The 20511-nt window shown below is 64.1% G+C and carries 18 protein-coding genes; 11 read left to right on the top strand and 7 right to left on the bottom strand.

From position 1 onward, the window contains the following. The first annotated feature begins 44 nt into the window (after nucleotides 1-44). The gene (slmA, locus tag JHD73_RS06560; RefSeq protein ID WP_199028980.1) at nucleotides 45-695 is read left to right on the top strand and encodes a nucleoid occlusion factor SlmA; all 651 of its coding nucleotides are present in this window, start codon (nucleotides 45-47) and stop codon (nucleotides 693-695) included. Nucleotides 696-744: 49 nt separating this feature from the next. On the opposite strand, the gene JHD73_RS06555 is transcribed toward slmA, so the two are convergent. Continuing rightward, entirely contained in the window at nucleotides 745-2244 is a 1500-nt protein-coding gene (locus JHD73_RS06555; RefSeq protein ID WP_199029015.1) for a PLP-dependent aminotransferase family protein, read from the bottom strand. A 276-nt stretch (nucleotides 2245-2520) separates the two neighbouring features. Between JHD73_RS06555 and gabT the strand changes: the two genes are divergently transcribed. Continuing rightward, nucleotides 2521-3801 carry a 4-aminobutyrate--2-oxoglutarate transaminase gene (gene gabT / locus JHD73_RS06550; protein ID WP_199028978.1) on the top strand — a complete coding sequence of 427 codons (1281 nt, stop codon included), beginning with the start codon at nucleotides 2521-2523 and terminating at the stop codon, nucleotides 3799-3801. A gap of 4 nt (nucleotides 3802-3805) precedes the next feature. Continuing rightward, nucleotides 3806-5305 (top strand): NAD-dependent succinate-semialdehyde dehydrogenase, encoded by a 1500-nt coding sequence (locus tag JHD73_RS06545; protein ID WP_199028976.1) that lies wholly within the window; start codon nucleotides 3806-3808, stop codon nucleotides 5303-5305. Between the two features lie 64 nt (nucleotides 5306-5369). On the opposite strand, the gene JHD73_RS06540 is transcribed toward JHD73_RS06545, so the two are convergent. Next, on the bottom strand, nucleotides 5370-5933 hold the full coding sequence (locus JHD73_RS06540; RefSeq protein ID WP_199028974.1) for a carboxymuconolactone decarboxylase family protein: 564 nt from the start codon (nucleotides 5931-5933) through the stop codon (nucleotides 5370-5372). A 61-nt stretch (nucleotides 5934-5994) separates the two neighbouring features. Here JHD73_RS06540 and JHD73_RS06535 point away from each other — a divergent pair, with 61 nt between their 5' ends. From JHD73_RS06535 to JHD73_RS06520, 4 genes are all read left to right on the top strand, one after another. Continuing rightward, nucleotides 5995-6333 carry a helix-turn-helix domain-containing protein gene (locus JHD73_RS06535; RefSeq protein ID WP_233176810.1) on the top strand — a complete coding sequence of 113 codons (339 nt, stop codon included), beginning with the start codon at nucleotides 5995-5997 and terminating at the stop codon, nucleotides 6331-6333. Between the two features lie 283 nt (nucleotides 6334-6616). After that, a complete protein-coding gene (locus tag JHD73_RS06530; RefSeq protein WP_233176809.1) occupies nucleotides 6617-7831 on the top strand; it encodes a homoserine O-acetyltransferase in 1215 nt (404 codons plus the stop codon). Further along, nucleotides 7828-8466 (top strand): methionine biosynthesis protein MetW, encoded by a 639-nt coding sequence (metW, locus tag JHD73_RS06525; RefSeq protein ID WP_199028972.1) that lies wholly within the window; start codon nucleotides 7828-7830, stop codon nucleotides 8464-8466. Before JHD73_RS06530 ends, metW begins: the two co-directional genes overlap by 4 nt. Before the next feature lie 147 nt (nucleotides 8467-8613). Further along, complete coding sequence (locus tag JHD73_RS06520) at nucleotides 8614-9327, top strand: tetratricopeptide repeat protein (protein WP_199029010.1); 714 nt, start codon at nucleotides 8614-8616, stop codon at nucleotides 9325-9327. Nucleotides 9328-9407: 80 nt separating this feature from the next. Here the strand turns inward: JHD73_RS06520 and JHD73_RS06515 are convergent, their stop codons facing one another. Continuing rightward, the gene (locus JHD73_RS06515) at nucleotides 9408-9602 is read right to left on the bottom strand and encodes a YbdD/YjiX family protein (RefSeq protein WP_199028970.1); all 195 of its coding nucleotides are present in this window, start codon (nucleotides 9600-9602) and stop codon (nucleotides 9408-9410) included. 8 nt (nucleotides 9603-9610) lie between these two features. Next, nucleotides 9611-11665 (bottom strand): carbon starvation CstA family protein, encoded by a 2055-nt coding sequence (locus JHD73_RS06510; RefSeq protein ID WP_199028967.1) that lies wholly within the window; start codon nucleotides 11663-11665, stop codon nucleotides 9611-9613. Nucleotides 11666-11945: 280 nt separating this feature from the next. Between JHD73_RS06510 and JHD73_RS06505 the strand changes: the two genes are divergently transcribed. The 3 genes from JHD73_RS06505 to otnI are packed head-to-tail and all read left to right on the top strand — an operon-like array spanning nucleotide 11946 to nucleotide 14853. Next, entirely contained in the window at nucleotides 11946-13388 is a 1443-nt protein-coding gene (locus tag JHD73_RS06505; RefSeq protein ID WP_199028965.1) for a cache domain-containing protein, read from the top strand. Further along, complete coding sequence (locus JHD73_RS06500) at nucleotides 13385-14017, top strand: response regulator transcription factor (RefSeq protein ID WP_199028963.1); 633 nt, start codon at nucleotides 13385-13387, stop codon at nucleotides 14015-14017. The genes JHD73_RS06505 and JHD73_RS06500 overlap by 4 nt, the downstream gene beginning before the upstream one ends. A gap of 47 nt (nucleotides 14018-14064) precedes the next feature. Then, on the top strand, nucleotides 14065-14853 hold the full coding sequence (gene otnI / locus JHD73_RS06495) for a 2-oxo-tetronate isomerase (RefSeq protein ID WP_199028961.1): 789 nt from the start codon (nucleotides 14065-14067) through the stop codon (nucleotides 14851-14853). Nucleotides 14854-14926: 73 nt separating this feature from the next. On the opposite strand, the gene JHD73_RS06490 is transcribed toward otnI, so the two are convergent. The 3 genes from JHD73_RS06490 to JHD73_RS06480 form a co-directional block, all read right to left on the bottom strand. Then, nucleotides 14927-15391 carry a DUF3617 family protein gene (locus JHD73_RS06490; protein ID WP_199028959.1) on the bottom strand — a complete coding sequence of 155 codons (465 nt, stop codon included), beginning with the start codon at nucleotides 15389-15391 and terminating at the stop codon, nucleotides 14927-14929. A gap of 71 nt (nucleotides 15392-15462) precedes the next feature. Then, complete coding sequence (locus JHD73_RS06485) at nucleotides 15463-16293, bottom strand: winged helix-turn-helix domain-containing protein (protein WP_316682254.1); 831 nt, start codon at nucleotides 16291-16293, stop codon at nucleotides 15463-15465. Between the two features lie 853 nt (nucleotides 16294-17146). Further along, on the bottom strand, nucleotides 17147-19015 hold the full coding sequence (locus JHD73_RS06480; protein WP_199028957.1) for a phosphoenolpyruvate carboxykinase (GTP): 1869 nt from the start codon (nucleotides 19013-19015) through the stop codon (nucleotides 17147-17149). Nucleotides 19016-19450: 435 nt separating this feature from the next. Between JHD73_RS06480 and JHD73_RS06475 the strand changes: the two genes are divergently transcribed. After that, nucleotides 19451-20479 (top strand): D-2-hydroxyacid dehydrogenase family protein, encoded by a 1029-nt coding sequence (locus JHD73_RS06475; RefSeq protein WP_199028956.1) that lies wholly within the window; start codon nucleotides 19451-19453, stop codon nucleotides 20477-20479. The last annotated feature ends 32 nt before the right edge of the window (nucleotides 20480-20511 follow it).

Below are 20511 nucleotides of genomic sequence, written 5' to 3'. Positions count from 1 at the left end.
TTGCATCGTTTCCGCGTGCAGAACGGGAGAGGGGCCAGGAAGTCATGAGCAACGCGCAAACGGGGTTTCCGACGGCCGAGCTGGCTACGGAAGCGCCTATTGAAGCCACACCCGTACGCAAGCGTCCCCGCCCGGGCGAGCGCCGCGTGCAGATCCTGCAGACGCTGGCGGGCATGCTCGAACAGCCGCGTGGCGAAAAGATCACTACAGCAGGGCTGGCTGCCAAACTGGATGTTTCCGAAGCGGCGCTGTACCGACATTTCGCCAGCAAGGCGCAGATGTACGAGGGCCTGATCGAGTTCATCGAGCAGACCGTCTTCGGCCTCATCAACCAGATCACCCTGCGTGAAGAGCTCGGCCTGCGTCAGGCGCATGCCATCGCGCACATGCTGCTCTCGTTTGCCGACAAGAACCCGGGCATGACACGTGTGCTGGTGGGCGAAGCACTCGTCGGCGAGGACGAACGCCTGCCTGAACGTATGGCGCAGTGCCTGGACCGTATCGAAGCCTCGTTCAAGCAGAGCCTGCGCGTGGCTGTGACGCAGGGTGCGTGGCCCGCCGATACGGACATCGCTTCGCGCGCCAACCTGATCGTCTGCGTAGTGCTGGGGCGCTGGCACCGGTACGCCAAGAGCGGCTTCCGAAAGTCGCCCATGGAGGGTGTGGAGGCGCAGTTGCGGGTGGTGTTGGCCTGAGGACGTTGCCGAAAAAAAAAGCCCCGCAGATGCGGGCTTTTTTTCGCGCTCAACCGATCGTTCGCACCGCCTCTGCCAGCGTGTGAAAACGCGCAGCAATGTGTTCGGTCTCCACATGACCGTAGCCCAGCAGCAGGCCGGGTTGGCGACGCGCGTCGTCCTGGTAGTAGCGCGAGAGTGGCCGCGTCACGACATCGTTGGCGAGTGCCATGTCCGCGACGGCCACATCATTGGTGCCCGCCGGCAATCCCAGCACGAGATGCAAGCCCGATGCGCCGTCATGCACGGGCAGCGACTCGCCAAACTCGTTGGCGATCGAGGCAAGCAGCGTTTCGCGCCGCTCCGCATACACGCCGCGCATGCGCCGGATGTGCGAGACGAAATGTCCCTCGGCAATAAAGTCCGCCAGCACCGCCTGCGTCAGGATCTGGCCGCCGCGGAACATCTCCGACAGCCCTGTCGCAAAGGCATCTGCCAGCGCGGGCGGCACTACCAGATAACCAATCCGCAGACTCGGGAACAGCACCTTCGAGAACGTGCCCATGTAGAGCACGCGTCCGCCTTCGTCCAAGCCTTGCAGTGATGGCAGCGGGCGGCTGCCGTAGCGGAATTCGCTGTCGTAGTCGTCTTCGACGATCCACGCGTCGGTGGCGTGCGCGGTGGCGAGCAGCGCGCGGCGGCGCGCCAAGCTCATCACCGAACCCAGCGGGTATTGGTGCGAGGGCGAGACCACCATCAGCTTGGGCGGCTTGCCGCGCTGGCGCGTGCGTGCGGGCACGTCGAAGCGCATGCCTTCGTCGTCCACCGGCAGTGGCACGGTGCGGATGCCCGCAGCAGTGAGCACGCTGCGCACGCCCCAGTAGCCGGGGTCTTCAATCCACGCGCTGTCGCCCGCATCGCACAGCAGTTGTGCGATGAGTTGCAGCGACGGGTGGATGCCCGCGGTGATGATGATCTGCTCGGGCTCGCAGCGCACGCCGCGTGCGGTGCGCAGGTAGTCCGCCAGCGCGGTGCGCAGCGGCAGGTAGCCGGCACCCACCGGATATGTCAGCAACGCCGGCGAGGGTTTGCGCAGCAACCGGTTGTGCAGCCGCGACCAGATGCGCGCCGGAAACATTCGCACTTCCGGTACGCCCGGCATAAAAGCGCCCCATTGCCGCGAACTGGCGCCCGCATCGCGCACCAGCGCACGGCCTCGCGTGGAGAGCATCGGTGCGATGGGCGCAGCCGCTTCAGCAACCTCAGCAACAGGGGCCGCTGGCACAGGCGTCGCGTCCAGCCGGTCCGGTGCGGTATCGGCGACGAAGGTGCCGCTGCCAACGCCTGCCGATACATAGCCTTCCACGCCCAACTGCTCGTACACGTGGATGACTGTGTTGCGTGCAATGCCCAGTTCGGTGGCCAACTGACGTGACGATGGCAGGCGCGTGCCGGGCTGCAGTTCGTCGCGCAGGATGCCCTCCTGCAGCGCGCGGTACAGGCGGCGGTGGTCGGGCTCGCCACTGGTGTCGGAGCGGTCGAAGCGGCGCTGCAGGTAGTCGACCAGCATGCTGGCGCGGTGGGTGGGGGAGTGATCGGCCATACGAATATCTGAGCCCGGGATGCGCCGCAAAGCGTAGCGAGCGGCCTGAGGTTGGCCCGAGAAGCGCAGTCGTACTCGTGTACGACGAGCATCACAGGGTCAAGATCGGGTCGCGCAGTCGCTTTGCGGTGTATCTCGAAAGTGGTTCCATCAGAAAAACATGATTGGGTCTCATTGTACGGGGCCAATGGCTGCCACACTGGCCTCCATCCGATCTTTTTTGACCCAACGCACCCCAACGCCATGAACGCCCGAGACCCGCAACAGAATGCCCAATGGAATGCCCGCCGCCTGGCCGCCACGCCGCGTGGCGTGGGTGTGATGACCGACCGCTACGCAGAGCGCGCCGAGAACGCCCTGTTCTGGGACGTGGAAGGCCGCCGCTACATCGACTTCGCGGCCGGCATTGCCGTGGTGAACACGGGGCACCGTCACCCGCGCCTGGTGCAGGCCGTGCGTGAGCAGCTCGACCACTTCACGCACACGGCGTATCAGATCGTGCCGTATGGCTCGTCCGTCGAACTGGCCGAGCGCCTGAATGCGGCCACGCCCGGCACGCACGCCAAGAAGACCGCGTTCTTCACCACGGGTGCCGAGGCTGTAGAGAACGCCATCAAGATCGCCCGTGCACACACCGGCCGACCCGGCGTGATCGCGCTCACGGGCGCCTTCCACGGCCGCACGTTCATGGGCATGTCGCTCACGGGCAAGGTCGTGCCGTACAAGACGGGCTTTGGTCCGTTTCCGGGCAGCATCTATCACGTGCCGGCGCCGGTCGCGCTGCACGGCGTGAGCACGCAGGATTCGCTCGATGCCATCAACCGCCTGTTCAAGGCTGACATCGACCCGCGCCAGGTTGCAGCCATCATCTTCGAACCGGTGCAGGGCGAGGGCGGTTTCTACCAGATGCCTGCCGACTTCGTGCGCGCCGTGCGTGCACTGTGCGATGAGCACGGCATCGTGATGATTGCCGATGAAGTGCAGACCGGCTTTGCCCGCACCGGCAAGCTGTTCGCCATGGAGCACACCGGCGTGCTGCCCGATTTGATGACGATGGCCAAGGGTCTGGCCGGCGGTCTGCCGCTGTCGGCAGTCACTGGCCGTGCGGAAATCATGGACGCACCGGCGCCGGGTGGCCTGGGCGGCACGTATGCCGGCAACCCGTTGGCTGTGGCCGCCGCCCATGCGGTGCTCGACATCATTGCCGACGAGAAGCTGTGCGAGCGCTCCGCCGCACTTGGCGCACGTCTGGTGGATGCGCTCAACGGCATGAAGGCCAAGCAACCGCGCATTGCTGAAGTGCGTGGCGTGGGCGCGATGGTTGCTGTGGAATTCAACACGCCGGATGGCAAGCCCGACGCCGATTTCACCAAGCGCGTGCAGCAACGTGCGCTCGACGCCGGTCTGCTGCTGCTGTCGTGCGGCGTGTACGGCAATGTGATCCGCTTCCTGTTCCCGCTCACGATTGAAGACGCGGTGTTCGAAGAGGGGCTTGCCATTCTGCAACGCGCACTGGAGGGCTGACAGCATGACCCGCACTGATTTGCCGAGCGCACCCGCAGCACCGATCGTGCTCAAAGACCCGAGCCTGTGGCGCACGCAGGCGTTCCTTGCCGGCACGTGGGCCGATGCCGATGACGGCGCCACGCGCGATGTGACCGATCCCGCCACCGGCCGAAAGATCGGTACCGTGCCCGGCATGGGTGCCGCCGAAACGCGCCGCGCCATCGAGGCTGCACAAGTTGCACAGCGTGCCTGGCGCAAGGTGCCGGCGCGTGAGCGGTCGAAGATCTTGCGCCGCCTGGCTGATTTGATGATGGATCACCAGCAGGATCTCGCTGCCATCCTCACGGCCGAGCAAGGCAAGCCACTGCCCGAAGCCGCCGGCGAGATCGCCTACGCTGCTTCGTTCATCGAGTGGTTTGCCGAAGAAGCGCGCCGCGTGTACGGCGACACGATTCCCGCGCCGCAGAGCGATCGTCGCATCGTCGTCACCAAGGAGCCGATCGGTGTCACGGCCGCCATCACGCCGTGGAACTTCCCGATCGCGATGATGACGCGCAAGGTGGGCCCGGCGCTGGCGGCGGGCTGCTCGATGGTGGTCAAGCCTGCGCTTGAGACGCCCTATTCCGCGCTGGCTTTTGCAGAGCTGGCTGCGCGTGCGGGTGTCCCTGCGGGTTTGCTCTCCGTCATCACGGGTGATTCGCAAGCCATCGGCGGTGAACTGACCTCCAACACCACCGTGCGCAAGCTGAGCTTCACGGGCTCCACGGGTGTCGGCAAGCTGCTGATGCGCCAGTGCGCGGAAGACATCAAGAAGCTCTCGCTCGAACTGGGCGGCAACGCGCCCTTCATCGTGTTCGACGATGCCGATGTCGATGCTGCCGTGGAAGGCGCGATGATCGCCAAATACCGCAACGCCGGCCAGACCTGTGTGTGCGCCAATCGCTTCTATGTGCAGCGCGGTATCTACGACACGTTTGCCGCCAAGCTGGCGGATGCCGTGCGCGCGCTGCGCGTGGGCAACGGCACCGAGCCCGGCGTGCAGCAGGGCCCGCTGATCCATATGCGTGCAATGGACAAGGTGCGCCAGCATCTGGACGATGCGGTTGCGCAAGGCGCACGCGTGCTGGTGGGCGGCAAGCCGCATGCGCTTTCCGCACAGGGCGGCGCGTTCTTCGAACCGACTGTCGTGGTGGATGCCAAGCCCGGCATGCTGGTCGCGCATGAAGAGACCTTCGGCCCGCTGGCAGCGCTCATCCCCTTCGACACCGAAGACGAAGCGGTGGCCGCTGCCAACGACACCGAGTTCGGCTTGGCCGCGTACTTCTACACGCGTGACCTGGGCCGCGCGTGGCGTGTATCGGAGGCGCTGGAGTCGGGCATGGTCGGCGTCAACACCGGGCTGATCTCGACGGCCGAAGCACCATTCGGTGGCGTCAAGCAATCAGGCCTCGGCCGCGAAGGCTCCAGGTACGGCATCGACGAGTACCTGGAGATCAAGTACATCAACATGGCTGGCCTATAAGCAACACGCGCGGCATCAAGCAGCATGAGCGCCTCGGCTGGATCTTCGCCCTTGCAGCGAAGGTTCAGGCCGGGGCGTTTTTCGTGGTGGGAAAGCGCCGTGCGAAGTCTTCCAACGGCAGCCGCAGGGCGTTGGTGAGATAGCTCACCGTGCGGTAGAAGCCGGCCAGCATCAGCAGTTCGAGCACGGCATCGTCGCTGTAGTGGGCTTTCACGCGTGCCCACAGCGTGTCGTCGATATCGCATGCGTCGTGCAGCGCATCGCAGAACTGCAGCAACGTTGTCTCGTGTGGCTGCCAGCAGGCGTCGGTCGGATCGCCGTTCACCAGTGAGTGGATCTGCGCTTCAGTCAGGCTGGCTGCTTCGCCGAAGATCGCGATATGCACGCCCCATTCGTACTCGGACCGGCAGCGCGCGGTCGTGCGGTCGATCACGAGTTCGCGGTCTCGCAGGCTGAGGTGTCCCTTGTCCAGCAGACCGCCTGCGAAGAACTTGCTGGCCAGCCGTTCATCGCGGGCCAGCGTCGTGAATAGGGTCAGCGGTGGTTGCCCGCGCATGACCTTGTCGATGGTGTGTTGGATGGATGCAGCAAAAGGTGGGGTTGCGGGGGCAATGCGAGCGGTTTCCATGTGGTCTCCTGCGCTATGATTTTCATAGTAAACGTACAAAATTTGCTATGGAAAGTAAAGCATGAGAACACCACTTCCCGGCAGAGCCGTGCGCGGCTCGGATTCCGGCCGCCCGATCATGGTGGCGCTGGACCTGTTCGGCCGACGCGGCACACTGCGCATCATCTGGGAGTTGCGCGACGGCCCACTGAATTTCCGGACGCTGCAGGACGCGGCGGATACCAATCCGGCTGTGCTCAACACGCGCCTCAAGGAGTTGCGTGCTGCCGGGCTGGTCGATCACGACGAAGGCGGGTACCGCCTCACCGACTTGTGCGTCGAGCTACAGTCGCTGCTCATGCCGCTCAATGCGTGGGCCGAGCGCTGGGCATTGGCGGTGAGCCATGACGCGGCCGATTGATCGCCACGCTTTCGACAGAGCATAACGAGACGACACAACGGCTTAGCCGCATTGCTCGGCGCTTGCTCTATAATCACGACTTCCTGACGCGCCGATTTGACGACTGGCTTGCGGGCGCGCGGGAGTCCTGATGGCACGAATGTGGTTCAGGGCTCTCATTACAAATGCGGCTAAAGAGGTTCGGTCAGAACGTGGGTAGTGAAGATAAGCGCCCCACGTGCGCCACATGAGAACCCGATTGGTTGCAACACAGCGTTGCCGGTCGGGTTTTTTCTTTGGTGCCATGACAGAACTTCAGGCGGCCTCCGCAGATGCTGCGGTCGAGGCCAATGTGTCCGAAACACCATCTCCAGCGGCACACAAGGGCAAACCAGCCAACGCCATCGGCCTGGTTGTGCCCGAGCGCATGCACTTTGCCGAGCCGCTGCCGTTGCGCAACGGCTCGCAGATCGCCGGCTACGACCTGATGGTCGAGACCTACGGCACGCTCAACGCCGACCGCTCCAATGCCGTGCTCATCTGCCACGCGCTCAACGCCTCGCACCACGTGGCGGGCGTGCATGCGGAAGGCGAAGTCGGCTGGTGGGACAACATGGTTGGCCCTGGCAAGCCAGTGGATACCAACCGCTTTTTCGTCATCGGGGTGAACAACCTCGGCTCGTGTTTCGGCTCGACCGGCCCGATGAGCCCACACCCGGAGACGGGCGACCCGTACGGCGCACGCTTTCCGGTGGTGACGGTGGAAGACTGGGTGAATGCCCAGGCACGCGTGGCGGATCGCTTTGGCATCCAGCAGTTCGCGGCGGTGATGGGCGGCAGCCTTGGCGGCATGCAGGCGCTGGCGTGGAGCCTGATGTATCCGGAGCGCGTGCGGCACTGCGTGGTGGTGGCTTCCACGCCCAAGCTGTCGGCGCAGAACATCGCCTTCAACGAGGTGGCACGCAGCGCCATCCTGTCCGACCCCGACTTCCACGGGGGCGATTACTACGCGCACAACGTCAAGCCCAAGCGCGGCCTGCGCGTAGCGCGCATGATCGGCCACATCACGTATCTGTCGGACGAGGACATGGCGTCCAAGTTCGGCCGCGAGCTCAAGGCTGACGACATCCGCTTCTCGTTCGATGTCGAGTTCCAGGTCGAGAGCTATCTGCGCTATCAGGGCGACAAGTTTGCCGAGTACTTCGACGCCAACACGTACCTGCTGATCACGCGCGCGCTCGACTATTTCGACCCGGCGCTGGCGTATGGCGGCAATCTGACCAAGGCCGTGGCACACACGCAAGCGAGTTACCTCGTCGTCAGCTTCACGACCGACTGGCGCTTTGCCCCAGCGCGCAGCCGCGAGCTGGTCAAGGCGCTGCTCGACAACAAGCATCGCGTCACCTACGGCGAGATCGAAGCCCCGCACGGCCACGACGCCTTCCTCTTGGAAGACACGCGCTACCACGCTCTGGTGCGCGCCTACTACGAACGCATCGCCCAGGAGATCGGCGCATGACCACGCAAACGCTGAATCCTGTTGGTGCACCCTCGGTAGTGCCGAACATCCTGGCCGACCGCGCAGACTTCCGCGCCATCGCCCGCTGGATCGAGCCGCGCTCCACGGTGCTCGACCTGGGGTGTGCTGATGGCAGCCTGCTGCGCGTGCTGCAGGACGAGCTGGACGTGCAGGCCTACGGCATTGAGATTGATGATGCCGGCGTGCTGGCCACCGCCAAGAAGGGCGTGCAGGTGATCCAGCAGAATCTGGAGGGCGGCTTGGCGTTGTTCGAAGACAAGAGCTTCGACACCGTCATCCTCTCGCAGACGCTGCAGACCATCCACAACACCGCGCAGGTGCTGCGCGAGATGCTGCGCGTGGGTCGCGAGTGCATCGTGTCGTTCCCGAACTTTGGCTATTGGCCGCATCGGCTGTCGATCTTCCGCGGGCGCATGCCGGTGTCGGAATCGCTGCCATATGAGTGGTACGACACGCCCAATGTGCGTGTGCTGACCATTCGCGACTTCGAGGCGCTGGCGCCCAAGGTCGGGCTGCTGATTCTCGATCGCGTTGTGCTGCATGAGGGCAGCGTGGTGCGCTGGGGTGCCAACTGGCGCGGCAGCGTGGCGGTGTACCGGGTGCGCGCGGCCTGATTGCACGCCGCGGCGCGAGCAGGTTGCCGCGGCAATTTTTGTGCCTGTCCGTGCGCCCGCGCCACGTCAACGCGAGACGGCGCGGCGCGGTACACTCGATCATCTTCCGATGAGGAGCGCGCGATGGGCATACCAGTCACACGACGCATGCTGCGGACAGTCGTTGCCGTGGCGGCGAGCGCCGCGATGCTGCCGGCGCTGGCAGCCACTGCACCGACGGAGCTCCACAGCGATGCCGCTGCCCTCACGCAGATCGCTATCGCGCACTACGAGCAGAACGATTTCGGTCACGCATTCGACGAGTTCGCTGAGGCCGCGCAACGCGGCAATCGCCTCGCGCAATTCAACTACGCGATGATGCTGATGCGTGGCGAGGGCACGATCGCCCGGCCCGAGGAGGCCGTCAAATGGCTGCGCCGCGCCGCTGATAACCAGATGACCCACGCGCAGTTTGCCTACGGCGAGCTGTACGAACGCGGCGAACTGGTACCGCGGTCTCTGGAAGAAGCGAACAAGTGGTACGAGCGTGCCGCCACCGCCGGGCACATCGAGGCGCAGCGTGCACTCGCCACCAACTACTTCACCGGCCGCGGCGTGCCGCTCGACTACGGACGCGCCTTCACCTGGTACAAGAAGGCGGCCGAGGGCGGTGATGCGCCATCGCAGTACATCGTCGGCAGTTACTACGAACGCGGTGAGCCCGGTGTGGTGCCGCAGGATATCGAGCAGGCCAAGAACTGGTATGGCAAGGCGGCCGCACAAGGCGACATTGGCGCATTGGCCAAGTTGCGTGAGCTGGTGGAGAAGACCTATCGGGCCAAGCGCGGCGATCCACCCACGGCGGCGCGTCCGTCCTTGTAGCAGCGCAGGCATGAAAAAAACCGCCGGGCATGGCTTCATGCACCGGCGGTTTTCTTTTGGCAGCGTTGGATATCGCGCCGTCAACAGCAGCGGCCGACGCGTCCTTGGTAGCGCGCGTCCTGGCGTTCGCGGAAGAAGTCTTCGTACGTCATGACAGGCCGCCCGGGATGGGTCTCCTGCATGTGGCGCACGTAGGTGTCGTAGTCCGGCACGCCCACCATCAGGCGCAGGGTCTGGCCCAGGTAGCGGCCGAAGTTTTCGAGTTCTTCGCGCATGTCGTTGCTCAGGCGCCCAGCGCTTCGTACGGCGTTTCGTTGACGGTCGGGCGGTTGGCTGCGCGCGCCTTGAGCACCGTGCGCAGTCCGTACCAACCGATGCTCATCACCACCAGGATGAACAGGCCGCACAGGAACGCGTCGATGCGGTCGTTCAGCACGATCTGCTGCATCTGCGCCATCGACTTGGCCGGGGCCAGCAGCTTGCCCTCGGCAACGGCGCTGGCGTACTTGTTGGCGTGCGCCAGGAAGCCGATCTTCGGGTCCGGATCAAACAGCTTCTGCCAGCCGGCGGTGAGCGTGCAGATCAGCAGCCATGCGGTCGGCAGCAGCGTCACCCATACGTAGCGGTCACGCTTCATCTTGACCAGCACGCAGGTGCCCAGTGTCAGCGCAATCGCGGCCAGCATCTGGTTGGAGATGCCGAACAGCGGCCACAGGGTGTTGATGCCACCCAGCGGGTCGACCACGCCTTGGTACAGGAAGTAGCCCCACAGCGCGACGGTCGCAGCCGTAGCGATCAAGTTGGCGACCAACGAATCGGTGCGCTTGAGTGCCGGCACAAACGTACCCAGCAGATCCTGCAGCATGAAGCGGCCCGCACGCGTGCCCGCATCCACGGCGGTGAGGATGAACAGCGCCTCGAACAGAATCGCGAAGTGGTACCAGAAGGCCATCATGGCTTGGCCGCCCACCACCTGGTGCAGGATGTGCGCCATGCCAACGGCCAGCGTCGGCGCGCCACCCGCACGGGCGAGGATGGTGTTCTCACCCACGTCCTTGGCGGTCTGGATCAGCACATCAGGCGTGATGACGAAGCCCCAGGTGGACAGCGTTTGCGCCACTGCATCGGGCGTGGCGCCCACCAGTGCCGCCGGGCTGTTCATCGCAAAGTACACGCCCGGGTTGATGACCGAAGCGGCTACCAACGCCATGATGGCAACGAACGATTCCATCAGCATCGCGCCGTAGCCGATGAAGCGTGCCTGCGTTTCGTTCTCCAGCAGCTTGGGCGTGGTGCCCGACGAGATGAGCGAGTGGAAACCCGACACCGCGCCGCACGCAATCGTGATGAACAGGAACGGGAACAGATTGCCCGACCACACGGGGCCACCGCCGGCCGCAAACTGCGTGAGCTGCGGCATCTGCATCTTCGGTGCCACGATCAGGATGCCGATGGCCAGCGCGATGATCGTGCCGATCTTCAGGAAGGTCGACAGGTAATCACGCGGGGCCAGCAGCAGCCACACCGGCAGCACCGAGGCAACGAAGCCGTACCCGATGAGCATCCACGTCAGCGCCTTGCCGTCGAACGTGAACAGTGGTGCGAGCGCAGCGTTCTCATGCACAGCCTGGCCGCCAATGATGGCGAGCATCAGCAGCACGAAGCCGATGATCGACACCTCGCCGATGCGGCCCGGGCGGATGTAGCGCACGTACACGCCCATGAACAGCGCGATAGGAATTGTTGCCGCCACCGTGAAGGTGCCCCAGGGCGAGCCGACCAGCGCCTTCACCACAATCAGTGCCAGCACGGCCAGGATGATGATCATGATGAGGAACGCGCCAAACAGCGCAATCACGCCGGGCACCGTGCCCATCTCGCTCTTCACCAGATCCCCCAGTGAGCGCCCATCGCGGCGGCTGGAGATGAACAGCACGATGAAGTCCTGCACCGCGCCGGCAAACACCACGCCGGCCAGAATCCACAGCATGCCCGGCAGATAGCCCATCTGCGCGGCCAGCACGGGGCCCACCAGCGGGCCGGCACCGGCAATGGCCGCGAAGTGGTGGCCGAACAGCACGTACTTGTTGGTGGGGACGTAATCGAGCCCGTCGTTGTGACGCCAGGCGGGCGTCTTGCGGGTGCCGTCCAGGCCGAGCACTTTGTCGGCAATAAAACGGCTGTAATAGCGATACGCAATCAGGTAGATACACACGGCAGCCACCACCACCCAAAGCGCGCTGACTGCCTCGCCGCGCGCAAGCGCAACGGTGGCAAAGGCAGACGCGCCAAGAATGGCGACGACCAGCCAGATCAGGTGTTGCCTGATGAAGCTCATGTCGGTCTCCTCGAACCTTGGTCGAAGCGGGATGTGGGCTCATCCCTGCGGGTTGATCCTGCCGATCATGTCGCTCTCGCGTCGTCGGCAAGGTTTGCACGCAGTCCGTTGGCCTGAGTTGGTCGGACGGCGAGGCCGTGTAGTATTTGCCAGCCTCAGTGCCTGCCACAAGCGGAGGACTACGCAGCACCTGTCCGTAGTACTACGCAGGCCACGTGATTCCCAATCGAAAACGCGCCCGAACCTTACGATGTTGCGATGCAAGGTGCCGCGCCCTGCCATGAAGCTCCGCCAGAAGATTCTGTTACTCGCCGTCGCGCCGCTGACCATCGCCATGCTGGCGATCATGCTGACCGTGCGGCATCAGTCGATCGCGCTGGCGCAGCATGAGCGGCAGTTGGTGGAGTCCGCCTACCTGCAGGCCAAGGAGACGGAACTGCGCGCTTACGTCAAGCTCGCGCAGAGCGCCATCGCGCCGCTCGTTGCCTCTGGCCGTGACGATGCGGCCACGCGCGACGAAGCCATGCGCACCCTCGCCCGCCTCGACTTCGGCACCGACGGTTATTTCTTTCTCTACGACATGCGCGGCAGGAACCTGATGCACCCGCGTCAGCCCGAGCTTGTCGGCCGGGACCTGTGGGATCTGACCGATGCGGGCGGACAACCCACCATCCAGAGGCTGGTCGCGGCCGCGCAGAACGGCGGCGGTTTCGTGCGCTACATGTGGGACAAGCCCTCTACGCACCAGAGCGTGCCCAAACTCGGCTATGTCGAGCCGATTCCGAAGTGGGGCTGGATGGTCGGTACCGGCCTCTACCTGGATGACATCGAACAGACCCTGCGCCAGATCGATCAGCGCGCACAGACCAATATCGACCAGACACTCGCCTGGGTGGTGGCCATCGCGGCCATCAGCATCCTGCTGGTGGCGGGCAGCGGCCTGGCGCTCAACGTGAGCGACCATCGTGAGGCGGATGCCAAGTTGCGCCAGCTTGCGCAGCAGGTGGTGCGCTCCCAGGAAGACGAGCGGGCCCGTGTCTCGCGAGAACTGCATGACGGCATCAGCCAGGTGCTGGTGTCGACCAAGCTGTTGCTGGAGACGGCGCACGGTCATCTGGAAGCGCAGCCTGCGAAAGCCGCCGCCACCGACAAGGCCGCCAGCATGCTGCGTCGCGCGCTCGATCGCTTGAACGGCGCGCTGGGCGAGGTGCGGCGCGTGTCGCACAATCTGCGTCCCGCACTGCTCGATGATCTGGGCCTGGCGGCTGCGCTGGAACTGCTCGTGCGCGAAACACGCGAAGCGCATGAAGACCGGCAACCGGGTTTCGCCATCGCGCTCGAGCTCGCCGGGCCGACCGTGCAGTTGCCGGATGCCTGCAACACGGCGCTGTTCCGCATCGCACAGGAAGCCATCTCCAACGTCGAGCGCCACGCCACGTATGCCACCCGCATCGGCGTGCTGCTGGAGAACGACATCGATGCCGTGCGGTTGTCCATTCGCAACAACGGCCCGGGCTTCGATGTCGAATCCGTGCAGGTGGATCCCGAACACGGCATTGGCCTGCGCAACATGCGTGAACGCATGGCTGCGCTGGGCGGCACCTGTACCATTGTTTCCGACGTGCATGGCACGGAGGTCTGCGCCGTGCTGCCGCACATCGTCATTGCTCAACTGGCCGCTGCGACTTCGGCCGCTTCCACTGCTTTGCCCGCCTCCGCATGAACACGCCTGTCAAATTGCTCCTCGTCGACGATCACCCGCTGGTGCGCGATGGTGTGCGCGTGCGGCTGGAAGCCGTGCCGCATTTTGAAGTGGTGGGCGAAGCGGGCGATGCTGAAGCTGCACTCGAAGCCGCACGCACGCTGTCGCCCGATCTGGCGCTGATGGACATCGGTATGCGCGGCATGAACGGCATTGCGCTCACTGAAAAATTTGCCGAGCAGTTTCCGGAGATTGCCGTGCTGGTGCTGTCAATGCACGACAACCTGGAATACGTGCGCCAGGTGATCCGCGCCGGTGCACGCGGTTACGTGCTCAAAGACGCGCCTGCCAGCGAGCTGGTCGACGCGATTGATGCGGTGCTTGCTGGTCGCGCCTTCTACAGTGCGCAACTGGCGATGCGCATGGCCGAGCAGGCCATCATGCCCACGCCCGTTGAGGCGCTTACACCGCGTGAGCGCGACATCCTCGATGGCATCGCCAAGGGTTACGCCAACAAGCGCATCGCCGATGAACTCGGGCTCTCCGTGCGCACGGTGGAGTCGCACCGCCTGAACCTCAAGCGCAAGCTCGGCATCGAGGGCCAGGCGGAGCTGGTGAAGTTTGCCGTGGAGCTGGGCAAGGGCCGCTAGGTCATCGCTATCGTTGCTGTTGTCGCTATCGTCTTCCGAGGTTTGCCATGCCGCGCTTTGCCGCCAACCTGTCCATGATGTATCAGGAGCACGCGTTTCTCGACCGCTTTGTCGCTGCGGCAAAGGATGGCTTCGAGGGCGTGGAGTTTCTCTTTCCCTACGACTTTGACCGCGCGGAAATCCGTGCCCGCCTGGACGATGCAGGCCTCACGCAAGCGCTGTTCAACGCCCCGCCGGGCGATTGGGCAAGCGGCGAGCGCGGCATTGCCTCACTGCCCGGGCGCGAAGACGAGTTCAAGCGCGGCATTGCCACGGCGCTGGAGTATGCGCAGGTGCTCGGCAATACGCGCCTGCATGTGATGGCCGGTCTGCTGTCCGCCGGCGCCGACCGCGCACGCCATCAGGCCACCTACGTGAGCAACGTCGCCTATGCCGCGCGCGAGGCGGCAAGCGCGGGCATCACCATCGTGCTCGAGCCGATCAACACACGCGACATGCCGGGTTTTTTCCTCACACATCAAGCGCAAGCGCATGCGGTGTGCAAGGAGGTGGGCGCCCCCAACCTGAAGGTGCAGTTCGACCTGTACCACGCGCAGATCATGGAGGGCGATCTGTCGGTCAAGCTCAAGCAGTACGTTGCGGATGTCGGCCACGTGCAGATTGCCGGCGTGCCCGATCGCCACGAGCCGGATGCGGGCGAGCTGAACTACCCCCACCTCTTCGCGTTGATGGATGCGCTGGGCTACGACGGCTGGGTCGGTTGCGAGTACCGGCCGCGTGCGGGTACCAGCGAGGGGCTGGGCTGGCTCAGGCGTTGGCGCGAGAGCCAACGCTGATCGGTTTTCGTCGCAAAGAAAAACGGCCGGACGTGCATAAGCACTCCGGCCGTTGTTTTGTTGGTGCGCCAGCTTACGACTTGCACGCACCCACGTAGCGCCCCTGATAGCGGAAGCCAATGGTCATCGGCCCGAACTGCGGATGCTGCGAGCGCCCTGTCCCCGAAATGTCGTAGCGGTTGGCGCTCAGGGGACCGCTGCCTTCCAGCGTGCCCGTGCCGCCTTGCGCGCCGGCATCGCAGTTGACCTTCACCTTGAGCGTGCCCGCAACATAGTTCCATTGCGTCAGGCGGCAGCCAGGCATGTCGCGGGCCATGTTGCGCTCCATCGTTGCGCGAACGTCGCCGGCATCCTTGCTCGCCAGGCAGCCGGTGCTGGTATGCACGGAGACCTGGCGGCCGTGCTCATCCGGAATCGCCAGCGGCTTGCCGTTGACGGTGTAGCTGGTCTTGTCTTCCCACTGCCCTGGTGTCACTTCCTGCGCGTAGGCACAGACGGCCAGTCCGGTCAGCAAGGCACCACTCAACCACGATTTCATGCTTGTTCTCCCCAGTTGATAAGAAAACGGCGCTCTTGGGCGCCGTTCCGGTTGATGCGTTTGTTGTTGGATCAGACCGTCATCTGCATCGCTGCAGGCCGCAGCGGTGTGCGTGCAAACGGCGTCTCGACGATCGGCTCGGGTTTGCGCGAGGCGACCACGCTCAGGCGATCGCCAATCGGTTCTGCGGCCTGCGCCGCACCGCCACCCACCACCAGGCGGTATCCACCGCCGCGCACGGTCTGGATCAGGCCGTCGCAGGGCGTGCCAGCCAGCGCCACGCGCAGCTTGCGCACGTGCACATCGACGGTACGTTCCCCCACGAAGACATGGTTGCCCCACACGCGGTCAAGCAGTTGCGTACGCGAGTGCACGCGCTGCGGATGCGCGACCAGGAAGTGCAGCAGGCGGAATTCCAGCGGGCTGAGTGCGATGGCGCGCGGGCCGGTTTCGGTTTGCGCAGTCACGCCCAGCGTGAGCGGATCAAGGCTCAGGCCGTTGACCTGCAGGATCTCGTCGCCTTGCTGCGGTGTGCGTCGGCGCAGCACGGCGCGGATGCGTGCATGCAGCTCGCCCGTATCGCACGGCTTGACGACGTAGTCGTCTGCACCGGCATCGAGCGCCGCAATCTTGGCGCGTGCGTCGCCGTGGCGCGATAACACGATGACCGGCAGGCCGCGCGTTTGCGTGCTGGCACGCAACGCCAGCAGCATGTCGATCGACTCACGCTCGGGCCATGCCCACTCCATTACCAGCAGATCCGGCGTAGACGCCTGGATTGCGGCTTGCGCTTGCGCAGGGCTGTCGACACGCAGGACATGATGTCCGCCGTCGCGCAGGGAAAATGACAAACGTTCGCCCTCTGCCTGGTCCTGTTCGACCAGCACGATTTGAGTACCCACTTGTAAAACCTCCCGTCTAACCAGCCGACACATTCCGGCGAGCAGCCTTGCGGCTGCGCTCTGCTGTCTGCGGTGCGCGTTGTTATGGATTCCGTGCAGGCATTGCGCGTTTGCCTGCTGGTCGTGCCTCTCGGGCGCCATCTGCCGGGCCTTGCGGATCAGCAGGGCGATCGTCGTGTGTTGCCGTCCCGTTGACGATCGGTGGCGGAGCCTCCTGGTATATCCAGGGTGGTTTGGGATTGGTTGATCGGCCCCCCGGTCTTCTTGTCGCGTGCTGCACTGTGCAATCGTTTGCACAAGGTGCGGCATCACTTACGCGAAAACCGAGCCGGCGCCCCCCCGGGCACCGGGAAGATGGGGGGTATCCCCATCCGCACATGGCATTGACCAGCCTTCCTTTCCCGATTCCTCTTGTCTGGATACCCCCTCCGGCTCGTGGAAGAGAGATCCTGTTTTGCCGGATTATAAGAATCCCGCAGGAATTCGTCACGCACCATTTTTAAAAGTCGGTAATTTTTTAGGGGCGGTACATTTCGTACGTCAATGATTGACATGCGCTCTTCACAAAGCTATGTCTGGCAATGGTTTTGGGGCGCATCATGCTTGCAATGATTCGTCATTCGCATAAATGCATGGCTATTATGTTTTCAATGGCATAACGTGCATTCATCTGTGCGCGGAGGTATTTTTTACAACGCAATTCAATTAAATTTAAATCAAGTGGACTGTTTTGTTGAAAGGGGTAAATCGCGCAATTTAAACCTTTAGGATTACTGCTCGCTGCTTAAGCAAGCGCCGGCAGTGAGCAAAAAAAAACCCGCACGCGGCGGGCTTTTTCTGGAGAGCGTGCGCATCAGCCCTGCAGGCGGCCCTCCAGGCGCGCCTTGGCTTCCGGCAGTGCCTGCGGCAGGTGGTTCGCCAGTTGTGTGAACAGTTCGTCGTGCAGCGCCAGTTCTTGCTTCCAGGCGGCGGCATCCAGCGAGATCACCTTGGCAAACTGCTCGGCCGTGAAGTCCAGGCCTTCCCAGCGCAGCTCTTCGTAGCGCGGCGACACACCGAAGACATTCTCGTTGCCCTGTGCCTGACCTTCGATACGGTCGATCATCCACTTCAGCACGCGCATGTTCTCGCCGAAGCCTGGCCACACGAACTTGCCGTTCTCGTCCTTGCGGAACCAGTTCACGCAGAAGATCTTCGGCAGCGTGGCGCCGCTTGTTGCCAGTTGGTCGCCCAGCTTGAGCCAGTGCGCGAAGTAGTCGGCCATGTTGTAGCCGCAGAACGGCAGCATGGCGAACGGGTCGCGGCGCACAACGCCTTGCTGGCCAGCGGCGGCGGCGGTGGTTTCCGAGCCCATCGTGGCGGCCATGTATACGCCTTCGGTCCAGTCGCGGGCTTCCGTCACCAGCGGCACGGTGGTCGAGCGGCGGCCACCGAAAATGAACGCATCAATGGGTACGCCGGCCGGGTTGTCCCATTGCGGGTCGATCGACGGGCACTGCGCGGCCGGCGCCGTGAAGCGCGCGTTCGGGTGCGCGGCCTTGCGGCCGGTTTCCTTGGCCGATTCCGGCGTCCAGTCCTGGCCTTGCCAGTCGATCAGGTGCGCAGGCGGCGTATCCGTCATGCCTTCCCACCACACGTCGCCGTCGTCCGTCAGCGCCACGTTGGTGAAGATGACGTTTTCCTTGAGCGTGGCCATCGCGTTGAAGTTGGTCTTCTCGCTGGTGCCCGGGGCCACGCCAAAGTAGCCGGCCTCCGGGTTGATGGCGTACAGGCGCGTCTGGCCGTCGGCGTCCTGGCGGGGCTTGATCCAGGCGATATCGTCGCCGATGGTCGTCACCTTCCAGCCGTTGAAGCCGGCCGGCGGAATCAGCATCGCAAAGTTGGTCTTGCCGCAGGCCGACGGGAAGGCCGCCGCCACGTGGTAAGTCTTACCTTCCGGCGAGGTCACGCCCAGGATCAGCATGTGCTCGGCCAGCCAGCCCTGGTCGCGGCCCATGGTCGAGGCGATCCGCAGTGCGAAGCACTTCTTGCCCAGCAGCGCGTTGCCGCCGTAGCCCGAACCGAACGACCAGATTTCGCGCGTTTCCGGAAAGTGCACGATGTACTTGGTCGGGTTGCACGGCCACGGCACGTCCTTTTCACCAGCAGCCAGCGGCTTGCCGACAGTGTGCACGCACGGCACGAAGTCGCCATCGGTATCCAGCACGTCATACACGGCACGGCCCATGCGGGTCATGATGCGCATGTTGACGGCCACGTACGGGCTGTCCGACAGTTCCACGCCAATGTGCGCGATCGGCGAGCCCAGCGGACCCATCGAGAACGGCACCACGTACAGCGTGCGGCCGCGCATGCAGCCATCAAACAGGCCGTTCAGCGTCTGGCGCATCTCGGCGGGGGCCGTCCAGTTGTTGGTGGGGCCAGCGTCTTCCTTCTTCTGCGAGCAGATGAAAGTGCGGTCTTCCACGCGCGCCACGTCCGACGGGTCCGACAGCGCCAGGAACGAGTTCTTGCGCTTGGCCGGGTTGAGCTGCTTCATCGTGCCGGCGGCGACCATCTCGGCGCACAGGCGGTCATACTCCTCTTGCGAGCCATCGCACCAGACAATGCGCTCCGGCTTGGTGAGTGCAGCGATTTCGCCCACCCAAGCGACCAGGCGCGGGTGTTTCACGTAATCGGGCACGTTCAATGCGGGCACGCCCTGCATCGCGGGTTGATTCATGACCAAAACTCCAATGGAAGTGAAAAAGAAAGCGGTGGCAGATCAGCACGGCAGCCAGGGCCAGGGCGCCCGGCGGCGGAGTGGAAAGCGATCGACGGCGCATCGTGAACGGGCCGGATCCGCGATTTCCAGTGGGAGGGGCAACGCAGGCGGAAGGACAGGAGCCGTGCTGATTTCACATTCAGTTACAAAGCGGTGCACTGACGGAACGTGGGTTTTTCCGGGCAGCGGGGGCCGCGTGCGCTAAAGTGGCGGGACCGAGGTCAACAGACCCTAGAACAAGGACTCGTCACCAGCGAGGCAGCGCAAATTGCGTGCCCGCGGCGGGCAATTCCAAACGTCGCAACGGATTGTCGTGCGACGAGGGATGGGAAGAATACCACCGCGAGGGATCGCTGTTTTTTGCTGCGCACCATTGTTCGAAGTGAGATGTCGATGAAGATTGCCGTACTGGACGACTACCAAGACGCTGTTCGCAAGCTGGATTGCTTCAGCCTGATGCAGGACCACGAAGTCAAAGTGTTCAACAACACCGTCAAAGGCGTGGGGCAATTGGCCGCACGCGTGGCGGACGTTGAAGCCATCGTGTTGATCCGGGAGCGCACGCGCGTGACGCGTCAGTTGCTCGATCGCCTGCCCAAACTCAAGATCATCAGCCAGACCGGCCGCGTATCGCGCGATGCCGGCAGCCATATCGACCTGGATGCCTGTACCGACAAGGGCGTGGTTGTGCTGGAGGGCAAGGGCTCGCCAGTGGCGCCGGCCGAGCTGACCTGGGCGCTGGTGATGGCCGCGCAGCGCCGCATTCCGCAGTATGTGGCGAGTCTCAAGCACGGTGCGTGGCAGCAATCGGGGCTGAAGTCGACGACCATGCCGCCCAACTTTGGCATCGGCCGCGTGCTGAAGGGCCAGACGCTGGGGATTTTTGGCTACGGCAAGATCGGCCAGCTTGTGGCCGGTTACGGTCGCGCTTTTGGCATGAATGTGCTGGTGTGGGGCCGCGAGGGCTCGCAGGAGCGCGCGCGAGCCGATGGTTTTGGCGTGGCGGAATCGAAAGAGGCGCTGTTCGAGCAGTCAGACGTGCTGTCCGTTCACCTGCGCCTGAACGACGAGACGCGCGGCATCGTAACGGTGGCCGACCTGACGCGCATGAAGCCGACCGCCCTCTTCGTCAATACCAGCCGCGCCGAGCTGGTGGAAGAAAACGGGCTGGTGACGTCGCTCAACCGCGGGCGCCCGGGCATGGCCGCCATTGACGTGTTTGAGACGGAGCCCATCCTGCAGGGCCACACCCTGCTGCGCATGGAGAACTGTATCTGCACGCCGCACATCGGCTATGTGGAGCGCGAAAGCTACGAGCTGTACTTCAGCATCGCGTTCCAGAACATCCTCGATGTTCTGCAGGGCAACGTCGATAGCGTGGTCAATCCGACGGCCCTGGCGCCCGCGCTGATCCGCGCCTGAACCTGTCCGCGATCCTACTGCGCGGACCAACC

It is taken from the genome of Ralstonia sp. ASV6 (genome assembly GCF_016429285.1).
Classification (GTDB): domain Bacteria; phylum Pseudomonadota; class Gammaproteobacteria; order Burkholderiales; family Burkholderiaceae; genus Ralstonia; species Ralstonia flaminis.
Note: the sequence above shows the minus strand (reverse complement) of the source record. Positions and strands in the feature narration are given on the sequence as shown.